We start from the raw sequence: 21820 nt of genomic DNA, 5'->3' as shown, positions 1-21820 counted from the left end.
TACATCTGGTTATTTATTAATCAAATACTAGGCTTTATTCAACCACCCTGCATGCTGTGTGGTGCACATCCCCACCACAAGGATAATCTGTGTGCCTCCTGCATGAACGACATCCCATGGAACAAAAACGCTTGTATTACGTGTGCTTAATACGTTGGACCTTATGTGTTTGAAGGAGACATGGTGTGCGTTCATTGTCAGCAAAAGCCCCCTCTTTACAAAACAACAATCTGCGCCTTGAACTATTTAGCACCAATTGATGGTTTGATGAACGAATTTAAGCATGAGCGCAATCTCGCCGCAGGTCGACTCCTAACAAGTTGTCTGTGTCGGGCCGTAATGGCGGCAATAATGCAAGGTAGAATCACTATGCCACAACTACTCATTCCTGTGCCCCTTAATAGCCTGAGGTTAAGAAAACCGGGGTTTAACCAAGCCCAATTTATAGCCAAAGGCCTCAGTCAACTTTTGAACGTAAACGTTAATACTCGCCTATGCAACCGTAAAGGTTATCAGGTATCGCAGCAAAGCCAGACCCGTTGGCAACGCCAAAGTAGTTTGAGTGCGGTTTTTCAGGTGAAGAAATCAGAAGTCGATCGGGGGACTAATCAAATCGCCATCATTGATGACGTTATGACTACTGGTGCCAAAACTCAAGCATTGAGCCGAAGTTTGATTAAGGCTTGGAATGGCCCTTTAGAGATTCAAGTATGGTGCATTGCGCGAACACAATCATTCAACACCAAACTTGATTGGTAAATAATCTAGCTTTCCTCAGATGACTCATCAGCACCAGTTTTTTCATCTTGAATGCGCTGATAAATCTCCTCACGATGGACTGCAACATCACGCGGAGCATTCACACCAATACGAACCTGATTACCTTTTACACCTAAAACAGTGACAGTGACTTGGTCACCAACCATGAGGGTTTCGCCCACTCGGCGGGTCAAAATTAACATAATAAAGCTCCGTTTTATTGGGCCGGTAAATCAAGACTTGCCAATTTCCGAACACCTTAATTATTCCTACACTACTTGCTTTCTAGCGATGTAAGTAAAATAGAGATCAATGCCAATACAATCCTTACCTTGTGATCATAGTTGCAAACTCATTATTCTTCAACCGTTTGTGGTTGATCCATTTCAAAAGTGGAATGCAATGCACGCACAGCCAGTTCTAGGTATTTTTCGTCAATCACTACGGAAACTTTGATCTCTGAAGTTGAGATCATCTGGATGTTAATGTTTTCGTTCGCTAAACTTTCAAACATACGGCTAGCAACACCCGCATGAGATCGCATACCCACACCAACAATTGAAACTTTAGCTATTTTTTCACTACCAATAGCGCCTTTTGCATTAAGGCTTTTAGCAATGGTTTTTATGGTTTCAAAGGCTTGGTCATAATCATTACGATGCACAGTGAAAGTGAAGTCTGTGAGGCCTTCAGCACTGACATTTTGCAAAATCATGTCAACTTCCACATTAGAATCACTAATGGGACCCAAAATTTTTGATGCCACTCCGGGTATATCAGGTACCCCAGTAATGGTCAGTTTAGCTTCGTCACGGTTAAAAGCTATGCCGGATATAACAGGTTGTTCCATGGTATCTTCACTCTCAGTTGTAATCAGTGTTCCCGGGCCTTCTTTAAAACTATGCAGCACCCGCAATGGGACATTGTATTTGCCTGCAAATTCGACAGCACGAATTTGCAGAACCTTTGAACCTAGACTGGCCATTTCTAGCATTTCTTCAAAGGTGATTTCGTTTAAACGGCGGGCATTATCGACCACTCTTGGATCAGTGGTATAAACACCGTCGACGTCCGTATAGATCTGACATTCGTCAGCTTTCAGAGCGGCGGCCAGAGCCACTCCTGTGGTATCTGAACCTCCACGTCCCAGAGTGGTGATATTACCTTCGTCGTCGACTCCTTGGAATCCTGCAACAACCACGACCCGACCTCCATTTAAATCCCTGCGCATATTGTCAACATCGATGTTCTGAATACGAGCTTTAGTGTGGGAGGAATCGGTCTGGATCTTAACCTGGCCACCCGTATAGGAGCGAGCAGGGCATTGGCGTTCAGACAGTGCCATGCATAACAACGCAATAGTGACCTGTTCGCCCGTAGAAACTAGGACGTCCATCTCTCGAGGTGACGGTTTATCCTGCATTTCGTTAGCCATACTAATCAGTCGGTTAGTCTCACCACTCATAGCAGATACGACCACTACTATATCGTGGCCTTGGTCCCTAAAACCCTTAACTTTTTCTGCCACCTGTTGGATACGCTCGACTGATCCCACTGATGTGCCACCATATTTTTGTACGTACAACGCCATGTTAAATTCCTAATTACTATCTAAAAGCTATATGACTTCGCCGTTGGTTTAGGTTTAGTCGCATTGTGCTTATACTATACCAACGAATCTTCTAACCAAGTGTGAGCGCTAGCTAACGCTTGAGTGAGTTGGTCCGCTTGTCCACCACCTTGGGCCATATCAGAGCGCCCGCCGCCTTTCCCAGACATATTTGACGCCGTATGACGGATCAGCTCCCCAGCTTTCACTTTATCAGTGAGGTCTTTGGTAACACCAGCGACGATGCTGGCTTTGTCTCCTTGAATGACTGCGAGCATCACCACACCAGAACCTAGCTTATTACGTAACTGGTCCATGGCATCTCGCAGGGACTTGGGTTCCACTCCTTCAAGCACACTGATGAGCACTTTAACACCATGTATTTCCTTGGCTTGAGAAACGAGATCAGCACCTTGTGCTGCCGCCATCTTCACTTGAAGGTGTTCTAGTTCCCTTTCTAGTTGGCGGTTTTTGTCGATTAAAGCTTGTACTTTTTCAGTCACTTTATCCCTGCCAGCCCTAACCAAACTACTGACCGCAGCTAGGGTTTTTCCAGTGGTCGCTAACCATTCACTCGCCGCAGCTCCTGTTAGTGCCTCAACTCGTCTGACTCCAGCCGCCACTCCTGATTCAGAGGTGATGATAAAGGCGCCAATATCACCTGTTCGCTCAACGTGAGTGCCGCCACACAGTTCTAACGAGAACACCTGCTCGCCCTGCCCTAGGTCTACTGCAGCAGTATTACCCATAGTAATCACGCGAACCTCATCACCATATTTTTCACCAAATAATGCCATAGCACCTGCAGCTTTAGCGTCATCAATGGCCATTGTTTCGGCTGCAACTTCGGTGTTATCACGAATTTCTTCGTTAACCATGGCTTCAATAACAGCTAATTGCGCAGCAGAAACTGGCTCGGAGTGGGAAAAGTCGAATCTTAATCGATCAGGATTTACTAGAGAGCCTTTTTGAGTCACATGGTCACCCAAGGTTCTGCGCATGGCTTCATGAAGCAAATGAGTGGCTGAGTGATTTTTTGCAGAATCAGCCCTAAAGCGTCCATCGACAAAAGTGTCAACCACGTCACCCACACCCAGTTCGCCTCTAATTAAATGCCCATAATGCACGAAGTGTTGACCTTGCTTGAGCGTATCTGTGACTTGAATTGAGCCACCCGGCCACTCAATCATACCTTGGTCGCCGGTTTGGCCCCCCGATTCTGCGTAAAAAGAAGTGCTGTCCAACACTAACTGGAGTTTTCCCTTCTGGCTTACCCTGTCGCTAGGTTCACTGTTGACAATGATTGCCAAAACTTTGCCCGTGTGAGTTAAGTTAACATAGCCTTGAAAATCAGTTTGGCCTGCTAGGTCGATCTTGTGGCTATAGTCCACAGCAAAACTGCTGGCTGAACGTGCTCGTAGTCGCTGTTGCTCCATCGCCTCTTCAAAGCCACCAATATCCATCTCAAGGTGTCGTTCTCGGGCGATGTCAGCCGTTAAATCCACAGGAAAGCCAAAGGTATCATACAACTTAAAAATGGTGTCACCTGGAATGGTATCGCCCTTTAAATCGGCTAAATCCTGTTCCAGGATACGCATACCCTGGTCCAATGTTTTAACAAATTGTCGCTCTTCTTTAACAATGACCTTTTCAATGACAACTTGGGCCTCTTTAAGATCCGGATAAGCTTCGCCCATTTCCTTCACCAGCGGTGCCACCAGTTGGTGCAAGAAACTGCCTTGGGCGCCTAACTTATTACCATGGCGAATGGCACGTCGCATGATGCGACGCAAAACATAGCCACGACCTTCGTTTGAGGGTATCACACCATCCAAGATTAGAAATGATACTGATCGTATGTGATCTGCAATAACTTGGAGAGATTTGCTGTCCACGTCGTCTGTTCCGATGATCTTCACAGTGGCCTGCAGCAGGTTTTGAAACAAATCTATTTCGTAGTTTGAGTGAACATTTTGTAAAATCGCTGCAATCCGTTCCAGTCCCATACCTGTATCGATTGATTGTTGGGGCAGTGGCGTCATCTCACCGCTGCTATTACGGTTATATTGCATGAACACCATATTCCAAATTTCGATATACCGGTCGCCATCTTCTTCAGGAGAGCCTGGAGGTCCACCCCAAATGTCTTCTCCATGATCATAAAATATTTCTGAACACGGACCACAGGGTCCAGTATCACCCATAGACCAGAAGTTATCTTCGTCTAGGCGTGAAAAACGTTGTTGGTTAATACCAATTTCATCAAACCAGATTTTTTCTGCTTCGCTATCACTGTGATGAACAGTGACCCAAAGTTTTTCTGCGGGCAGACCCAACTCTACGGTTAAGAAATTCCACGCAAACTTTATTGCATCTTGCTTGAAGTAATCACCGAAACTAAAATTACCCAGCATTTCAAAGAACGTATGATGGCGGGCAGTGTAACCAACATTTTCTAAATCATTATGCTTTCCACCCGCACGCACGCAACGCTGAGAAGACACAGCACGATTATAGGGACGTTTGTCGTCACCTAAAAAAACGTCTTTAAACTGAACCATACCTGCGTTGGTAAATAACAAGGTGGCATCATTACCAGGAACAAGGGAACTACTAGGCACTATTTCATGGCCTAATTGTTTATAATAATCAAGAAATGCCTGACGGATAGCCGCGATTTTCATGGTCAGTCTCGCTGTTAACGCAAAAGCGTAAGTATATACTGAACCACTAATGGCTTTCGACCATTGCAGGCAATTTACGTTCTAATTAAGAAGATTATTCTATATTTTGATAAAAAAGTATGCAGACTCACGGACGGTCGTCTGGTAACGCTTCGATAGCGTAATAAATATGCTCTTGAGCAAACCCTCGTTGATACAAATAGCGTGCTTGTTTAGCTCTTTCTTTTAGGTTAATTGCAAGGCTTAATCCACAGTGTTTGCGCTTTTGTTTGAGGGCGTTAGCAAACCAATCAAATTGCTGTTCTTGCATTTGAGTATGCACCAATTCACGGTCTAGACCATATTGCACACCCCACTGATAGAGTCGAGATGGACCATACCCTGCATTTGCTTTTGACCTTATGAGAACTTCTGAAAAGCGCAAATCTGACTGTAAACCTTGGCGGTGAAGTTCGTCGAGTAGATGCTCTAGGTCAACGTCCCAGTCTTTTTCTAGCATTCTAAGATGCAGTTTACGCTGCAGTTCACTGCGGGACTGCTCACGTCGTGCCAGTAATCCAATGGCTTGATAGCGCAAAGCAGAGGCTTGCTTTGCGCTATCTATTGATACAGAAAGCTTATCCATGACCCACTAAATTGTACTAATAGTTTAGAATGTTAGTGGTGTTACCACGTCATTGTCGGTTTCGCTGGCCTTAGGAATGCTCAAAAGCTCTTCTCTAATTTGCAGTTCGATTTCCTCAGCAATCTCTGGATGATCTAGCAAATACTGGGAAGCATTGGCTTTACCTTGACCAATTTTGTCACCTTTATAAGCATACCAAGCACCCGCTTTATCAACCAAGTTCTGCTTAACGCCTAGATCAATAACTTCACCCATGCGGTAAATGCCTTTACCATAGATTATTTGAAACTCTGCTTGTTTAAAGGGAGACGCAACCTTATTTTTGACGACTTTGACACGGGTTTCGTTACCTACTATCTCATCACCATTCTTTACCGCACCAATACGACGAATATCCAAACGCACAGAGGAGTAGAATTTTAGTGCATTACCGCCGGTCGTAGTTTCAGGGCTACCAAACATGACACCAATTTTCATTCTTATTTGGTTGATGAAAATGACTAGAGCATTGGCATTTTTAATATTACCGGTAATCTTGCGCATGGCTTGAGACAATAGCCGTGCCTGAAGACCCACGTGATGGTCTCCCATTTCGCCTTCGATTTCAGCTTTCGGTGTTAGAGCTGCAACTGAGTCCACAATAATCACGTCAACTGCGTTTGAACGGACTAACATGTCTGTTATCTCAAGCGCTTGTTCACCCGTATCTGGCTGGCTAACCAATAAGTCATCCACATTAACACCCAGTTTTTCAGCATAACTGGGGTCCAATGCATGCTCAGCATCAACAAATGCACAGGTCTTGCCAATTTTTTGAGCTTCCGCAATGACTTGCAAGGTCAGGGTTGTTTTACCTGAAGACTCAGGCCCATAAATTTCACAAATACGTCCAAAAGGTAATCCACCTATTCCAAGGGCGATATCTAAACCAAGAGATCCTGTAGATACTGCAGGAATGGCTTCTCTGGGCTGATCACCCATGCGCATTACTGCACCTTTACCAAATTGGCGTTCGATTTGGCCTAGCGCTGCATCGAGGGCTTTTTGTTTATTTGCATCCATGAGATTCACCTTAATTTTTTTGGCTTGAAGACTAAGCTTCTGGTCATTGGTCTTTTCTTGACACTGTGATTACATACAGTACCTGTCTGTATATACAGTATTAAACCATACTTGAGAAAAAGTGCAAGACTTAATGTATAAATTGTCAAAGAGCAGTTTTTTTGAGGAAAGTTATATTGATTGGATAAATGTGTTGGCCAAAGCAGCACAGCCTTAATTACAACCCCCTCATTGAATGATTTATCTCCACATCTTTCTAGTGTTGAGGCAATTCAATGTGTTTTGAAATTTTCACTACTGGTTCTCAAAGAATACATCCATTGGCTGTCATTACCTAGTAACTGTCATTACCTAGTAACTGTTATTACCTAGTGACTGTCATCACCTAATGCCTGTGATTTACGTAGGTTAATCATTTTGCTTTTTTTGTTGGCAAGACATTGCAGAAAAAACTCAGCATTTTTTATGAGCTTTATTTAACTGGGTCATAATTCAAAGGATTATCGTTAATATTCTGGTCACTATCTCTATGTTCTAAAAGGGATTAAATGCTTCTATAATTTTGATGTGACTTATTTGTAATATCCCTAAACACCTGACTAAAAACTGTAGTTTTCCAAACGGCCTTACAGCGTTGATAGTAGGCCGAACATTCAATGCAGACTAAAAGCCTCGCTAGAGACCATAACGTATTAATTTCAACCACAACTGTGGGTATTACTTAAGCAAAGCAGGGGTTTGTTAGTGCTATACTGCCTGCTAAATAGCAAACCACTAGTTACTTGATGAGTCGTTTTTCGATGGTGCCTTGTCGCAGGTAAGTTAGCCCAAAATTGCCAGCCTATATAGTCTAGCGCTCAGTATGAAGAAGATCTTGATCTCAATAGTGGCTAATGTTTTAGTTTTGCCGTTACCAAACTGATCTAGACTCTTGTGGAGAAGAACGCAGCATGAAAATTATTCACGTTTCTGATACCCACCTTGTCGCTGCTGGAGGAAAACTTCATGGCCTTGATCCGGGTGAACGCTTGCGACAGTGCTTTGAGGATATTGTGACTCACCACACTGATGCTGAACTATGCGTGCTCACTGGAGACATGGCTGAAGCTGGTCAAACTGGCGCTTATGCGTTATTAAAACAATTACTGATGCTGCTGCCCATGCGCACTTTTTTGCTACTGGGAAATCACGATCACAGGCAGCACTTCTGTGATGTTTTTAGTAATGTGCCCAGGGACTCTAATGGGTTTGTGCAACGGTCGAAGGTCACTTCCGAAGGGGTCCTGTTGTTTCTTGACACCAACGAACCAGGCACCGACGAAGGCGTTTATTGTGAACTGAGGCATGCGTGGTTGCGTGAGCAGTTAGCTCAGCACCATGATCGCCCTGTATACTTGTTCATGCATCATCCACCGTTTGATGTTGGTCTACCTAACCTGGATGCAATGCGCTTGCGTGATTGCGAAAAATTCATCCAAACACTGTCAGACCATAATGATATTCGACACCTATTTTTTGGTCATGTGCACCGCCCCATTTTTGGAAAATGGCGGGGGATAAGCTTTTCTGCCATTCACGGCACCAACCATCAGGTTCCCCTCTTGCTGAATAAAGATCCACACAATGGTGCTTTTGCCTTTTGCCAAGAGGAGCCATCTTACGGCGTAATACTTATCGCTAACGACATGACCACTGTTCACCTACAGCCGTTTCTCAACCGCCAAACCATTTACTACGAAGACTACAAGTAATCCGATGGACTTACTCGTTATAGCCTTGGTACTCGGTTCTGCAGCGTTACACCCCTTTCGTGACTTATTGATTAAGGGTCAGAATTTTCCGGAATCAGCTTATCTAGGGATAACTGGTTCGTGGGTTATATTTGCTGCAATCCAATCAACTATACTCAACCAGCCACTTAACCTACCAATCGAGGCTTGGCCATTGGTGGCTGGTTCAGCCTTGGGCCTGTTTCTCTATTATCTGTGCGTGATGCTAACCTTGAAAGCGGGTGATCTTTCGGTCTACTATCCGATTATTCGTTCTTCCCCGCTAGCTATTGTGGCTATAGGCTATCTATTTTTAGAACGATATTATTCGCCACTGACACTAGTAGGTATCAGCCTAATACTGGTGAGCGCAATAATGATCCAGTATCGACGAGGTGCCAGTTTACTGCAACGTCCTAAGTTAATCTTTACCGCTACAGTAGCGATGATTGGCTCTGCAATTTATGGCCTAGCAGATTCAGTGGCCATGGAAACCATTACCCCAGCGCCCTTCTTATTTTGGGTTTATACCACTTTAATGTTAGCCTTTATCGTTTTCTTTACTCTCACCCGGGTGCAGAAACGGCCATTAAGTCTGCAGTTATTTGGCTGTTGGCCCAAAGCCTGGTTACGTGTATTCGCCTCAGGTGCACTTTCCTACGCTTCGTATCTACTCATTTTGTTCGCCTTTCAGGCTGGTGGAGAGGTTGCTGTGGTCAGTGCTATCCGACAAGTGTCGATCCCCCTCTCAGTTTTGCTCGGTGCATTAGTGCTCAATGAAAAACGCTTTCTAGTAAGACTGGCCTGGTCACTTTTATTAGCGGGTGGCGTGGTAATTATTATACTTGGAGGGTAAGCACTCGCTAAGGGATAAACCCTCCCTAAAATGATCGTTGCCTATATGGCAACTTTCGTTGGTGCCCCCTACTGCATTATTGGGCGAGTTCCTATTCAGTCGTTCAAAAACTCTTGTATACCTGCGCGCCAAGGAGGTCGAAAATAAGCCACTATCCGACCCTCGAGGCCTTCACCTTCGTCTGCTGTCCAGGGGGCAACTCCATGCAATGCCAAGCGGTGAAGTAAATAAGCCTCGCCCGGCTGGGCTGGCAATTCAAGGCGTTCGCAGGTGGCAAACACTTCGCGCCTAGCGGCAGCATATATCTCGGTCACATCGACCCCAGACCATTGCTCGACAGGCATTTGAGCAAATGCAGCAGCTAGATGACGCCGCACAATTGCTGGGCTATCTGGCCATACGACAAGCGGGCTAGCACCCGGTGATGTATGGTTCAATGGAAGTCCAAGGACAAAGGCATGGGGTTCAATTAGATTTCTTCGCCTGTCTGGCCCTTGGGGTAAAATACCGTCGATATGCGCGGCGTCTCGAGTCTGACGGAACCGGAAAGCGGCTGGCGTCTCTTGAGCTCGGGGTTTTGGGTATCCTGGGTAGATCACCGACACCTGCGCTGGATGCAGTGCAGGCAATCGCCCAAAATTTTGGATAATAAAGTCAACTGCGGTGCCTGCTAGTGGAACCGAATCACCGAGGCGACCCGCTGGGTCATTTGGCAAGGCATCCACACCAACAAACCATGTGCCTTCGCATTGTAACCAGAGCTTTTGCATTTTCTGATCAGCGATGACCGCATCAGCATATAACTTGGCGGCCTTTGCCCAGGCAGCAATTTGCGGGTCAAATGGGAACTTCACCCAACCATGTCGCCAAGTGTCTTTCACCTAGTCACCCCTGAACCCGCATATACACGCTTTAAAAAGCAGCAGTGTATTATGTTTTGGCCTGGCATCATCATTATCTGAATTGAGACAATAATTCAGCTTGTGGTTTTAACTTGCATAGGTTTGGGTACGTTTGGGTATAAATGATCAACATTGATTGATCACTCCTTGCAATGCCATGCGCACGGCCGCACTTTGGATCTCTTTGCGCGCACCATCGAAATGGTATAAACGACTCGTTAGCCTTTGTTCAGGGCCGCACCATGCTATCCAAACACTGCCAACAGGTTTCGCAGCAGTACCGCCACTTGGACCTGCAACACCACTCACCGCCACACAGATATCAGCTGCCATGACTTCGCAACCACCTACCGCCATCGCCTCAACCACTTCTTTGCTCACTGCCCCATGCACGTCAATGTATTTTGAGTCTACCCTTAGCAGTTGTGTTTTTAATTGATTGCTGTAACTAATTACGCCACCATTAAACCATCTAGAACTGCCGGCAAGAGAGGTTAGCAAAGCTCCGATTGCGCCACCGGTGCAAGACTCAGCTGTCGCCATTGTGTGGCCTTTGTGCATAAGAGTTGCAGCCACGTTATTGGCTAAAACTTGATCTTGTTCTGAGTCTGACATCAACTTATTCTGCATTATTAAAAACACCACCATGACCATAGAGGCTTGAGCCTCCAATAACAATAGCTAACTATGGCCTCAGATAGCACCTCAGTGCAAGTTTAAGTCAGATGAGATGGTAGGCTGCTGGCAGCAACGGTCAGTTGAGACCATGGCCATCAATAGCGCCACCCACTGCCTAACCCATAATTGGGCCTAGGTTGTTGTAAAATTATCTTTGTGTCGATCCCTAAGGATATTTTTTAATACTTTACCCATGGTGTTTCTGGGTAACTCATCAACGAAAAAGATATTTTTAGGCCGTTTATATGCAGCAATTTTTTGTTTTAAATTATTTTTTATGCTGTCTTCACTTAGGTCTGCACCTGTGGCCAACACGACAACAGCCAATACCCCTTCACCAAAGTCAGGATGGGGCACGCCGATAATAGCCGACTCGTAGACACCCTCAACGTCGTCTAAAATGATCTCTATTTCTTTTGGATAAACGTTATAACCACCCGATATAATGAGATCCTTTGAGCGACCCACAATGGAAAGGTAATTATCCCCATCGATGGTGCCAATATCACCAGTAATAAAGAAACCATCGTCACGAAACTCCTGCTTTGTTTTTTCGGGCATTTGCCAATACCCCGCAAATACATTAGGTCCACGTATTTCGACTGACCCAATCTCACCTTGAGCCAGTGGTTTGCCACTATCTGCATCGGCTATGCGTACCTCAACCCCTGGCAGGGCCATGCCTACAGTACCTGCACGCCGTTCACCTTGATAAGGGTTTGACGTATTCATATTAGTTTCTGTCATGCCATAGCGTTCTAAAATGGCAGTACCAGTAACTTCTTGCCATTGCTTATGCGTTTCTGCCAATAGGGGTGCTGAACCAGAAATAAACAGGCGCATGGGGGCAACGGTTGCTGCGCAAAGATTAGCCGACTCTAACAGTCTGACGTAAAAAGTTGGTACTCCCATTAATACGGTCGCCCTGCTCATTAGTGAGATGATCATTTCACTATCAAATTGGGGCATAAAAATCATCGATGATCCAGCAGATAAGGTGACGTTAGTCGCTACAAATAATCCATGGATGTGAAACAAAGGTAAAGCGTGAATCAAAACATCAGTATTATCAAAATGCCAGCATTGGCACAATGATTGGGCGTTAGAGACGAGGTTGTTGTGAGTTAGCATTGCGCCCTTAGAACGGCCAGTAGTGCCAGACGTATATAAGAATGCTGCAAGGTCATCCTTACCGCGAGCCACCTCTTTGAAACTGTGCGTATGCATAGGCAGAGCATCAATCAACGACCCCAGGCCATCAGCTGACAGGGTAAAGACTTTGCCAACACCCGTTTGCTCAGCTAGAACCTCTAGAACAGCAGATTTTTTAGGATCACAGACAAATATTAGTGGCTTAGCATCGGTTAGGAAATATTCAAGTTCTGATGGCATATAAGCGTTGTTGAGAGGCAAAAAAATCCCACCTGCTAATACGGTGCCCAAATACAGCTGTATCGACTCTATGGACTTCTCGACTTGCGCAGCAACGCAGTCGCCTGGTTTTAAACCTGCCAATTGCAGTGCCCTAGCATTTTGTTCAGCAGTGCTGAACATTTCACCGTAAGACACTTTTGTGCCATCCAACATTTCAGCACACAAGGCGCTGTCACGGCCAACAGAGGCAGACCTAAGATGATGGGCAAGATGATTAGTGTCGTACATTAACGGTGTCCTCTAAATTTTCTACTTCACAAGCCGACGCACAGACTCTGCACAGACGACGGTTTGGTGGTTGGCAAAGGCTTCATGGTTGTGTTCAATGGAGTTGAGGTCATATAGGTAATTAACCATCACCCCCCAAGAACTTTTGAGTCTGGTGCCACTTGCGTCAGCCTCACTATTAATTTGTTGAAGGCAGGCGCCATTGCCCAAATGAAAGCGAGACACATAATCGAACGGACTACCATTGCTTTTCTTTGCCTTGAGTAGATACCAGGCCGTCAATTTCTCAATTTGGGCGTGGTCAACACCACTCGCGTCTTTTGAATCATTCAGTAAGTGGATGGTTTGGTGTAGTGTTTGAGGGATATTACTGAGCTTATTCTGAGCTACTTGCTGGCGCACCCAATGGCGCATTTCAGGCAAGGGAGATAGGGTGACAAATTGACTGAGGTTAGTAAATTCATGGCGCAATTCTTCCACCACCTGCTTGATCAGAAAATTACCAAAGGAAATGCCTTGAAGCCCTTTTTGACAATTGGAAATTGAATAGAAGACCGCTGTAGTGGCTTCGGCAGGATTAAGGTGTTGCCGCTGCTTCGCAAGAATGGGGGCAATCGCTGTAGGAATACTAGCGGTCATCGCCACTTCGACAAATATCAATGGCTCGGCACTTAGGGCTGGATGAAAGAAGCCGTAAAGGCGTCGATCTTCTGCCGCAACACGCAAGCGTAATTCATCCCAACCATTGATTTCGTGGATGGCTTCGTAACTAATGATTTTTTCTAAAATAACAGCAGGGGTATTATCCCAATTAATAAGCCTGAGCTCTAAGAAGCCACGATTGAACCATGAACTAAACAGGTGACGAAAATCATTATCAATCTGTTTTAGCTTGGGGGCGTTCACCATCGCCACCAAAAGATCGGCGCGCATAGAGACTAAATCTAAGGTGCCTGCTGGTGCCCGATTTAACCGTCGGATCAATTCTTGACTTCTAGGCTCACTGGCGAGGTGAATATCGCGCACCAATTTTTGACTTTGAGTTTGAGTTTCGCCCTTGACTGGAGTTTTAGTAGCCAATGATTTCTGTGGTACTTCCCATGCCTCAATGGCGGCACTTAGATTGGCTTCATCAACGCCAAACTGGCTCATCATGTCTGTAAAAAAATTGTATTTATGCGCGTCAGTTAATTCACTATAACGATCAAGTATTTCTCTGGCAAGGGCCAAGCTGGTGGCTTCACCTCGCCTTGACAGTAATGTTTCGCAGCGGTCGATGAGAGTTTCCTGTTTGTCCGCCACAGGCATAAGAGAGCGGCCAATATCACTCACTCTAGAAAGTAAATCACTCAGTATATTAGCTGTTCTCATTATAGCACTTTACCTCAGTCATGAATCTAGTCAAATTTCATCAGCAGTTTGCCTTTTGGCCTAAGGTTGCATAGGGCTGTCGATATTCATCAATGGCTTATTACCACTCACCTAAGCCTAACCACGGCCAATTTAAAGCGTTTATTAAATCAACCACAATGATCATAATCGATAGGTAAAGTAAGCGTTTTTTAACCCCTTACCTATTACCTATTACCCATTACCTTTGTGTGAGCAAAAATCCACCACCTGGCGCCACTGGCTCAAGATTTAAGGTTTTTAAAATTTCGTATGTAGTGGCCACAGCGGCAGAAATAGTGGGAATGCCGGAGGCCTTTTCTATGTTTTCAATGGCAGGTAGCGATGGCATTTGTACACAAGCAGAGGCCACTATAGCGTCGATACCGGTGACGTCCAACTTCCTCCAAAGTTCAGCAGGGGCGTTGGGGTCTTGAGCTGCAACATCAAGATTATTAGGAATTTCAAGCGCCATAAAATCTTGCACTTCAATGCCTTCACTTTCAATATAATCCACTACCATTCGAGTTAATGGTTTCATATAGGGACAAATGATAGACACTTTTTTTGCGCCCATAGCATGCAAAGAATCGACTAAAGCGCCAGCTGAACTCACGATTGGAGTAGGCAGACCATTAGCAACAGTGGCGTCATAAAGACGTTGTTGTGAGACTTTGTGGTACCCCATTCCTCGACTCATAATTGCAACTAAACAAGCATAGGCTTGTACTTCAACTGCAGCATCTGATAACTCCGCTGCACAGCGCAAGCTATCATCATCCATGCGTTCCAACTCTTCTTTGGATACATTCTTCATGCGCATTCTTGAGGCATGAAAAGTAAACCGATCAGAAAATATTGCTTCACGGGCACGCAATAAGGCAGGAATTTCCGTTTCCATAGTCACATTAGAGCTAGGTACAATAAGCCCAATACGACGGTACGAGTTGTTTGACGTCATAAAAGTTAAATCCAAGGTAAAACGAGCACTTAAGCACTAATTAATAAAAGGTTAGTTAAACTATATCGATGATCCCATAAGGGTATCGGGTAGCCAGGTCGCTAAGCTAGGCATTAAGCAGAGTAATAAGATGGCAATCACCATGCAGCCTACAAAGGGTAATGATCCCAATAAAACAGATTTCAGAGGTATCTGAGGGGCTATGCCATTAATCACGTACAGGTTTAAACCTACAGGTGGTGATATCAAACCAATTTCCATATTAATGGTCAGCACTACGGCGAACCATATGGGGTCAAAACCTGCATTCACTATAATAGGTAGCAGGATTGGTGATGCCATCAGTATGACGGCAACAGGGGGCAGAAAAAAGCCGGCAATTAAAAGAAAGAGGTTGATGATCATCATCAAATACCAGCGATTAATGTCCAATGTGCCAATCCATTCAGCGATTGACTGGGTGATAAAGAGGCTGGAAAGCATGTATGAAAAGACACCTGCTGCAGCGATGATGAATAAAATCATAACACTCTCTTTGGTACTGTCCCTTAACACTAGCCATAAATCTTTTGGGCTGGTTAATCGATAAATAACAACGGCGATAATGAGGCAAAGTAAAGCGCCTACAGCCGCAGTTTCAGAAGGCGTAGCCACTCCTCCATACATGGAATAAAGCACACCAACAATAATGGCAATAAAAGGAAGAACCCGTGGCAAAATTTCAAACTTCTCTTTCCAGCTATAGACGGTCTTGACCATTAAGGCATGGTTACCTGAACGCCATGTAGCATAAATGGACCAAGCCATAAATAATGCAACCAACAATAGACCGGGTATGACACCTGCTAAAAATAAGCGCCCGATTGAAGTTTCAGTCGCGATGCCATAAACGATCATGGTGATTGATGGTGGGATTAAAATACCTAAAGTGCCACCCGCGGCAATAGATCCTGCAGCGATGCCCTCTGGATAACCCCGCTTAAGCATTTCTGGAATACCCATTTTACCAATGGCAGCACACGTTGCTGGACTGGAACCTGACATGGCGGCAAACATGGCGCAAGCACCCAGATTAGAAATAACCAACCCACCCGGCACACGGGTCAACCAACGCTCAAGAGCTTCATACAAGTCTGCCCCAGCCCGAGTTGAAGAAATAGAAGCGCCCATAATAATAAACATAGGAATTGATAACAGGGCAAAGCTATCTAACTTGCCAAAAAATATTTCAGGCATTAAAGCCAATGACGGAGCGCCATCGAAAATCATGATGAATAAAGCAGAGACAACCAGTAAACCAATGCCTACTGATATACCAGAGAAAAGGATTAAAATAGTACTGGTGCCTACTAAGGCACCTAAAATAAGAGGATCCATTAATCTTCTCCTAAGCCGAAAGGTAGTTCAATTTTTAAGACTATGGCGGCTAAGTCAGCCAATAACTGAAGTATGAGTAAGCCAAAACCAATGGGTAGGGAAGAATAGACGATCCACAACTGAGGTGCCCAGACTGTATCTGAAGTCCAACCACGCGTAAAGGCAAGATGCCAGAATTCATAACTGAACCACAGCATCATAGAGATGGTAATGATGGCAACCGAATAAGTGAAGATGGCTAGAAAATAACGGCCTTTGGCGGGTAACATCAAGGGAATTAAATTGACATTAACATGGCCCCTAAGTTGTTGGACAAAAGGTAGACCAATAAGGGTAGCAGCAACAATTAAAAAGACGACCGCTTCAGTTTGCCAGACAGTAGAGCCGTTAAGGACAAAACGTACAAAGATCATTTGGCAGGTAATGGCAATAGCAATCAGGGTCATACCTGCTGAACACCAGCCAGACAAGGTCGATAAGAATGAAACTACTTTAAAGAATAATGGCTTAGTAGATGTGCCAGTTTGATCATTGATGTTTGAGTGATCGCTCATGCAAATACCTTTCTTGTGCCTATTTTTTGGGGTTTTTAGAAGCGTTATGCGGTCTTGCTTTGTGACTAATAAAATCCAAAGCAAGACCTATATCGATGGACTACTTAACAGAAAGAGCCATATCAAGTAATTCTTGACCACCAGAAACAGAGTTTACAAATTCTTTGTAAGAGGTTTCCACTGCGATATCACGCCATGCGTTAAAATCAGCTTGGGTCATTTCAGCAATCTCAACACCCGCCTCGCGGAACACTTCAGTTGATTTGGCATCTTGAGTCTTAGCTTCTGCTAAATAAAAGGCTTCAGCTTTTTTTGCAGCGGCTAACAAAGCTGTCTGTTGCTGCTCATTTAACCCATCAAACTTATCCTTGCTCATGATAAGTGGTTGGTACAAAAACCATAGGGCTATGTTTTCAGAAGCAGGTGTATAACACGTGACTTGCTCGTAAATACGGTAAGATACGAAGGAAGATGACGATGTGTTAGCTGCGTTGAGAACACCCGTTTGCATTGCACTATAAATATCAGCGGAACTCATAGAAGTAATGGAAGCGCCTGCACCAATCAACATTTGTTCAAATGATTTGCCAGCAGCGCGAATTTGCATACCCTTTACATCTTCTGGCTTAACAATACACTTGTCCTTGCCTACAAAACCACCTGCAAGATAACCGTGCACCAAAACCATGACATTGTCGTCTAGCATTTTTTCTTGCAAAGCGCCCATGAATGGAGACTGGGTTAAACGAGCTGCATGATCATGGTTTTTAACCAAACCAGGCATGAGGGTTAAACTAACCGCTGGTTGCTGACCAGCTGCATAACTCAGTGGAAAGACGGACATGTCCAATAGGTTGCGACTGATAAAGTTATACTGTTCTTTAGGCTTAACTAATGACTTTGAGGGGAAGATCTTAATGTTAAGATCAACGCCTGCGGCGGCGACTTCATCGGCGACGATTTGAGCTACCTTATGGCGAACGTCTTTAGTTGACCACTGGTGTGAAAGCTTTAGTTCCGTGGCATTAACTGCCCCAGACGTGGCTATTATAGTAGCAAGTGCTGCTGTTTTTATTATACGTGACTGAAACATTTCTACTTCTCCAATTTTAATTGAGATCCGATAGTATAGTCTTTATTATACACATGCAATCTATAAAAATACATATAACCATTATACCTGAACATTGCATAATTGAATGTAAACGTTATAATTTGGTGGTTTGAACTAATGGAATAATTCATGACCCGCGCTGCTGATAAACTCATTACGCAACTGACCGAAGAGATTTCCTCGGGTATATTGCGTCCCGGTGACCAATTAGAAGAAGCTGCTTTAGCAGAAAAATATGCTTTATCACGCACCCCCATTCGTGAAGCTATTCGAGCCATGGTAGCCATTGGCTTATTAGAAACAAGGCCCAGAAAAGGGGCTATTGTTCGGATTCTAACGGCCAAAGAGTTGCTTGATCTATTTGAAGTGGGTGCAGGTCTCGAAGGGATGGCTTGCAGACTAGCGGCAGCAGCGCTCACACAAAAGCATGCAGAATCAATTGAGCAAGCTCTGGAAAAGTGTATTGCTGCATCGGCGACTGGTGATAAAGTTCAGTACAGTATCGCCAACCTTGAGTTCCATGCGGCAATCCATGCGGCTACTGATAACCACTGGCTCATTGAACAATTACAAAATATAGGCATACACATTAATCCCTATCGGTCTTTACCTTATGACCTTCGAGGGCGTCTTGCAAAATCAACAGAAGAGCACACCATGATTTGTTTGGCCATTCTCTCTGGTGAAGGAGAAAGAGCCAGCGAACTAATGCGTGACCATATACTATTGCAAGGCAAACGCCTGCCTTCAGTCCTCAAACTTATTGCCCATTGATTATCTGAACAGCAGCCTCCCTTAGCCTTAGCTTAGTTTTTAATACAAAATTATTAATTAAGGCATGCTTGTCAAATGACCTCATGGTCTTATAGGCGATACCAAAATTCTCTCTGCCCACCCAGTGTTTTCATAACTCAACAACAATCAAGTTCAAACCAGTGGTGTTTGCTTGAAGCGACTACTGACCGTACAATTATGGCTTGCTTAGTCACCATTTGAAAAATAGTTTTATGACCTACTCTGCAAGTTGATTCACTGTTTGCAGAAACCATTTAACGAGGTCAAGAATTTGTTCTTGAAGTGAGACAAATTTTGATCAAGAATAATCTAACGGTTGGAAATGACACTCTATGAGTGAGATTTTTCCATTTAATTAAAGAGTTATGCCGAAAAAATGAACATATCCAAAAACGAAAAAACAATAAACAACGGCATTAACTCTAATCACACTCCCATGATGCAGCAGTATTTAGGGATTAAACATGACCATCCACACGACTTGGTCTTTTACCGCATGGGGGATTTTTATGAAATGTTTTATGAGGATGCCAAACAGGCTTCTGAGTTACTCGACATTTCCTTAACCTCAAGGGGTCAGTCTGCAGGGCAACCCATACCGATGTGCGGCATTCCTTACCATGCTGCAGAAGGATATATTGCTAAAATAGTTAACGCAGGTCGGGCTGTGGCAGTGGCCGAGCAAGTTGGAGACCCTGCTACCAGCAAAGGCCCTGTGGACAGAAAAGTAGTGCGTGTGGTGACTCCGGGTACGTTAACGGACGAGGCTTTAATGCAGGCTAATCAAGATCACTTATTAGTTGCCACATTTAAGCTTCAGGACATCTATGGCATAGCGAGTTTAGATATGAGTAGTGGCCGGTTTGCGGTGACTGAGGCCAATACTGCAGATGAATTACAGACCCAGTTACAGCGTTTAAGACCAGCAGAATTACTTTTTGATGAGAGCAGTGAAATTATTGATCATATCCAAGAGTGGCCTTGTCGCCGCCCTCAAGCGAGTTGGAATTTTACTTACGATACCGCCCTGCGCATACTCAGTCATCAATTTAATACCCGCGATCTGAGTGGCTTTGGCTGTGAAACTATGCATGCCGCTATTTGTGCAGCCGGATGCTTATTAAATTATGCCAAGGAAACTCAAAGGGGTGACCTACCCCATTTACGTAATTTACAAATAGAACTGCCCCAAGACACGCTAATTTTAGATGGTCCAAGCCGAAAGAATTTGGAAATAGACCTTAATATTCAAGGGGGCGAGCAGTTTACTCTAGCAGCAGCTTTAGATACCACAGCCACCCCCATGGGTGGACGATTATTACGCCGCTGGCTCAATAATCCATTGCGAAATATTGAGGTGCTTGAGCAACGCCAAGATTTTATTTGCGAGATGCTCACGTCTGATAAGACTGAAGATCTGCAGCAGGGTCTTAAACCCATTGGAGATATGGAACGTATCTTAGCTCGGATTGCATTAAGATCAGCCCGCCCTCGTGATTTATCAAGACTTTGTGCAAGTCTTAGGGCATTGCCTCACATCCAAGTTTCATTATCGCCTTTAGAGTCTAAAAGGGCCCAATCGTTAGCTAATGACATCAGTGAATTTCCAGCGACAGTGGATTTGTTAATGAGAGCTATTGTCGACAACCCCCCAGTGATTATTCGAGACGGAGGAGTGATTGCTAAAGGCTATGATGAAAAGCTCGACCAGTTGCGAGGCTTAAGTCAAAATGCAGGTCAATTTTTGCTTGATTTGGAAACTCAGGAACGCGAGCGTACGGGCCTATCGACACTAAAAGTAGGTTACAACCGTGTCCACGGCTACTATATCGAAATTAGTCGCTTACAATCTGCCCAAGCGCCGAGCGAATATGTGCGGCGGCAAACCTTAAAAAATGCTGAGCGTTTTATCACCCCCGAACTTAAATCCTTTGAAGACCGAGCTTTAAGCAGTAAGAGTCGCAGTTTAGCGCGAGAAAAAGCGCTTTATGAAGACCTTATTGAAGACTTGGCCAATCAACTGCAACAACTGCAGCAAGCATCAGATGGGGTTAGTGAACTTGATGTGCTTTGCTGTTTAGCTGAACGTGCAATGTGCCTTGATCTTAATCGGCCAAGCTTGAAACTTGAGCCTGGAATAGACATAAGACAAGGCCGTCATTTAGTGGTTGAACAATTAATTAGCGTTCCTTTTGTAGCCAACGATACCAGCCTTTGTGCAACGTCCAGCATGATGATGATTACTGGCCCCAATATGGGCGGTAAGTCTACTTACATGCGGCAAATCGCTTTGATCGTTATCATGGCCCAAATTGGGGCCTATGTGCCTGCCTTAGAAGCCTCGATCGGCATTGTTGATCGCGTATTCACCCGCATGGGAAGCAGTGATGATTTAGTAGGCGGACGCTCAACATTCATGGTCGAAATGACAGAAACCGCCAATATTCTCAACAACGCAAGTGCAAAAAGTTTAGTGTTGATGGATGAAGTGGGTCGGGGAACAAGCACCTTTGATGGATTATCTTTAGCTTGGTCTTGTGCCTTAAATTTAGCAAGGGATATTGGCGCCTTAACGCTTTTTGCAACTCACTATTTTGAGATGACACAATTATCTGAGCAATTAGCTCAAGTAGAAAATGTTCATTTAGACGCCACAGAACATGACGACAACATCATTTTTATGCACAAAGTTCTTCCCGGTCCAGCTAGCAAAAGTTATGGTCTGCAAGTGGCTAAACTCGCCGGTGTACCCCATCAAGTGATCGATGAGGCAAGGCAAAAACTAAACTATTTGGAACAGAGTGAACATAAGCAAACATCAGCCACAGCCAAAAATACGCTCCTCGAGACACCTCAGCAATCTGACTTATTTAGTCACCTAGCCCACCCAATCGAGGCGTTACTAGAGAGTCACAAAGCGGATGAACTAACCCCTAGACAAGCCTTAGAGCTGATTTATCAAATGCAGCACTTGCGTAATAGTTAAAACAACTCAAGGCCTCATTTAAAATTAAAGTGTAGGGC

General features: G+C 44.5%; 19 protein-coding genes. 6 read left to right on the top strand and 13 right to left on the bottom strand.

The features are described 5' to 3' along the window. The first annotated feature begins 51 nt into the window (after positions 1–51). Both ABXT59_RS01935 and ABXT59_RS01930 read left to right on the top strand, forming a co-directional pair. Positions 52–150, top strand: coding sequence for a hypothetical protein (locus tag ABXT59_RS01935; RefSeq protein ID WP_443637334.1), 99 nt, complete (start codon positions 52–54; stop codon positions 148–150). A 117-nt stretch (positions 151–267) separates the two neighbouring features. Next, on the top strand, positions 268–759 hold the full coding sequence (locus ABXT59_RS01930; protein WP_443637333.1) for a ComF family protein: 492 nt from the start codon (positions 268–270) through the stop codon (positions 757–759). Positions 760–764: 5 nt separating this feature from the next. Here ABXT59_RS01930 and csrA read toward each other — a convergent pair whose 3' ends face one another. The 5 genes from csrA to recA all read right to left on the bottom strand — a co-directional run bounded on the left by csrA (position 765) and on the right by recA (position 6739). Continuing rightward, the gene (gene csrA, locus ABXT59_RS01925) at positions 765–962 is read right to left on the bottom strand and encodes a carbon storage regulator CsrA (RefSeq protein WP_443637332.1); all 198 of its coding nucleotides are present in this window, start codon (positions 960–962) and stop codon (positions 765–767) included. Between the two features lie 152 nt (positions 963–1114). After that, positions 1115–2350 carry an aspartate kinase gene (locus tag ABXT59_RS01920; RefSeq protein ID WP_443637331.1) on the bottom strand — a complete coding sequence of 412 codons (1236 nt, stop codon included), beginning with the start codon at positions 2348–2350 and terminating at the stop codon, positions 1115–1117. Positions 2351–2424: 74 nt separating this feature from the next. Beyond that, a complete protein-coding gene (gene alaS, locus ABXT59_RS01915) occupies positions 2425–5052 on the bottom strand; it encodes an alanine--tRNA ligase (RefSeq protein WP_443637330.1) in 2628 nt (875 codons plus the stop codon). Positions 5053–5179: 127 nt separating this feature from the next. Beyond that, positions 5180–5677 carry a regulatory protein RecX gene (locus tag ABXT59_RS01910; RefSeq protein WP_443637328.1) on the bottom strand — a complete coding sequence of 166 codons (498 nt, stop codon included), beginning with the start codon at positions 5675–5677 and terminating at the stop codon, positions 5180–5182. A 24-nt stretch (positions 5678–5701) separates the two neighbouring features. Beyond that, positions 5702–6739, bottom strand: a complete 1038-nt coding sequence (gene recA, locus ABXT59_RS01905; RefSeq protein ID WP_443637327.1) for a recombinase RecA — start codon at positions 6737–6739, stop codon at positions 5702–5704. Positions 6740–7689: 950 nt separating this feature from the next. On the opposite strand from recA, the gene ABXT59_RS01900 reads away from it, so the two are divergent. Both ABXT59_RS01900 and ABXT59_RS01895 read left to right on the top strand, forming a co-directional pair. After that, the gene (locus tag ABXT59_RS01900) at positions 7690–8490 is read left to right on the top strand and encodes a phosphodiesterase (protein ID WP_443637326.1); all 801 of its coding nucleotides are present in this window, start codon (positions 7690–7692) and stop codon (positions 8488–8490) included. A gap of 4 nt (positions 8491–8494) precedes the next feature. Continuing rightward, a complete protein-coding gene (locus ABXT59_RS01895; RefSeq protein WP_443637325.1) occupies positions 8495–9364 on the top strand; it encodes an EamA family transporter in 870 nt (289 codons plus the stop codon). Positions 9365–9459: 95 nt separating this feature from the next. Here the strand turns inward: ABXT59_RS01895 and ABXT59_RS01890 are convergent, their stop codons facing one another. The 8 genes from ABXT59_RS01890 to dctP all read right to left on the bottom strand — a co-directional run bounded on the left by ABXT59_RS01890 (position 9460) and on the right by dctP (position 17980). Then, positions 9460–10245 carry a hypothetical protein gene (locus ABXT59_RS01890; RefSeq protein ID WP_443637324.1) on the bottom strand — a complete coding sequence of 262 codons (786 nt, stop codon included), beginning with the start codon at positions 10243–10245 and terminating at the stop codon, positions 9460–9462. Positions 10246–10392: 147 nt separating this feature from the next. Further along, a complete protein-coding gene (locus ABXT59_RS01885) occupies positions 10393–10896 on the bottom strand; it encodes a CinA family protein (RefSeq protein WP_443637323.1) in 504 nt (167 codons plus the stop codon). A gap of 180 nt (positions 10897–11076) precedes the next feature. Then, positions 11077–12606 carry a malonate--CoA ligase gene (locus ABXT59_RS01880; protein WP_443637322.1) on the bottom strand — a complete coding sequence of 510 codons (1530 nt, stop codon included), beginning with the start codon at positions 12604–12606 and terminating at the stop codon, positions 11077–11079. Positions 12607–12627: 21 nt separating this feature from the next. Then, a complete protein-coding gene (locus ABXT59_RS01875) occupies positions 12628–13977 on the bottom strand; it encodes a malonyl-CoA decarboxylase domain-containing protein (protein ID WP_443637320.1) in 1350 nt (449 codons plus the stop codon). Positions 13978–14197: 220 nt separating this feature from the next. After that, a complete protein-coding gene (locus ABXT59_RS01870; protein ID WP_443637319.1) occupies positions 14198–14956 on the bottom strand; it encodes a maleate cis-trans isomerase family protein in 759 nt (252 codons plus the stop codon). A gap of 60 nt (positions 14957–15016) precedes the next feature. After that, a complete protein-coding gene (locus ABXT59_RS01865) occupies positions 15017–16333 on the bottom strand; it encodes a TRAP transporter large permease (protein WP_443637317.1) in 1317 nt (438 codons plus the stop codon). Beyond that, complete coding sequence (locus tag ABXT59_RS01860) at positions 16333–16887, bottom strand: TRAP transporter small permease (protein WP_443637315.1); 555 nt, start codon at positions 16885–16887, stop codon at positions 16333–16335. The genes ABXT59_RS01865 and ABXT59_RS01860 overlap by 1 nt, the downstream gene beginning before the upstream one ends. 100 nt (positions 16888–16987) lie before the next feature. Next, the gene (gene dctP / locus ABXT59_RS01855; protein ID WP_443637314.1) at positions 16988–17980 is read right to left on the bottom strand and encodes a TRAP transporter substrate-binding protein DctP; all 993 of its coding nucleotides are present in this window, start codon (positions 17978–17980) and stop codon (positions 16988–16990) included. 150 nt (positions 17981–18130) lie between these two features. On the opposite strand from dctP, the gene ABXT59_RS01850 reads away from it, so the two are divergent. Both ABXT59_RS01850 and mutS read left to right on the top strand, forming a co-directional pair. Then, a complete protein-coding gene (locus tag ABXT59_RS01850) occupies positions 18131–18775 on the top strand; it encodes a GntR family transcriptional regulator (RefSeq protein WP_443637313.1) in 645 nt (214 codons plus the stop codon). 397 nt (positions 18776–19172) lie between these two features. Continuing rightward, a complete protein-coding gene (gene mutS, locus ABXT59_RS01845; protein WP_443637312.1) occupies positions 19173–21782 on the top strand; it encodes a DNA mismatch repair protein MutS in 2610 nt (869 codons plus the stop codon). Positions 21783–21820 lie beyond the last annotated feature (38 nt).

This window comes from Candidatus Njordibacter sp. Uisw_058 (assembly GCF_047730065.1).
Taxonomy (GTDB): domain Bacteria; phylum Pseudomonadota; class Gammaproteobacteria; order Pseudomonadales; family Balneatricaceae; genus Njordibacter.
The sequence above is the reverse complement of the archived record's forward strand: the minus strand, read 5'-3'. Positions and strand labels throughout refer to the sequence as shown.

Coding starts and splice junctions, on each gene's coding strand:
- ABXT59_RS01935 (WP_443637334.1), top strand. CDS start 52: ATGCTGTGTGGTGCACATCCCCACCACAAGGATAATCTGTGTGCCTCC.
- ABXT59_RS01930 (WP_443637333.1), top strand. CDS start 268: ATGAACGAATTTAAGCATGAGCGCAATCTCGCCGCAGGTCGACTCCTA.
- csrA (WP_443637332.1), bottom strand. CDS start 962: ATGTTAATTTTGACCCGCCGAGTGGGCGAAACCCTCATGGTTGGTGAC.
- ABXT59_RS01920 (WP_443637331.1), bottom strand. CDS start 2,350: ATGGCGTTGTACGTACAAAAATATGGTGGCACATCAGTGGGATCAGTC.
- alaS (WP_443637330.1), bottom strand. CDS start 5,052: ATGAAAATCGCGGCTATCCGTCAGGCATTTCTTGATTATTATAAACAA.
- ABXT59_RS01910 (WP_443637328.1), bottom strand. CDS start 5,677: ATGGATAAGCTTTCTGTATCAATAGATAGCGCAAAGCAAGCCTCTGCT.
- recA (WP_443637327.1), bottom strand. CDS start 6,739: ATGGATGCAAATAAACAAAAAGCCCTCGATGCAGCGCTAGGCCAAATC.
- ABXT59_RS01900 (WP_443637326.1), top strand. CDS start 7,690: ATGAAAATTATTCACGTTTCTGATACCCACCTTGTCGCTGCTGGAGGA.
- ABXT59_RS01895 (WP_443637325.1), top strand. CDS start 8,495: ATGGACTTACTCGTTATAGCCTTGGTACTCGGTTCTGCAGCGTTACAC.
- ABXT59_RS01885 (WP_443637323.1), bottom strand. CDS start 10,896: ATGCAGAATAAGTTGATGTCAGACTCAGAACAAGATCAAGTTTTAGCC.
- ABXT59_RS01880 (WP_443637322.1), bottom strand. CDS start 12,606: ATGTACGACACTAATCATCTTGCCCATCATCTTAGGTCTGCCTCTGTT.
- ABXT59_RS01875 (WP_443637320.1), bottom strand. CDS start 13,977: ATGAGAACAGCTAATATACTGAGTGATTTACTTTCTAGAGTGAGTGAT.
- ABXT59_RS01870 (WP_443637319.1), bottom strand. CDS start 14,956: ATGACGTCAAACAACTCGTACCGTCGTATTGGGCTTATTGTACCTAGC.
- ABXT59_RS01865 (WP_443637317.1), bottom strand. CDS start 16,333: ATGGATCCTCTTATTTTAGGTGCCTTAGTAGGCACCAGTACTATTTTA.
- ABXT59_RS01860 (WP_443637315.1), bottom strand. CDS start 16,887: ATGAGCGATCACTCAAACATCAATGATCAAACTGGCACATCTACTAAG.
- dctP (WP_443637314.1), bottom strand. CDS start 17,980: ATGTTTCAGTCACGTATAATAAAAACAGCAGCACTTGCTACTATAATA.
- ABXT59_RS01850 (WP_443637313.1), top strand. CDS start 18,131: ATGACCCGCGCTGCTGATAAACTCATTACGCAACTGACCGAAGAGATT.
- mutS (WP_443637312.1), top strand. CDS start 19,173: ATGAACATATCCAAAAACGAAAAAACAATAAACAACGGCATTAACTCT.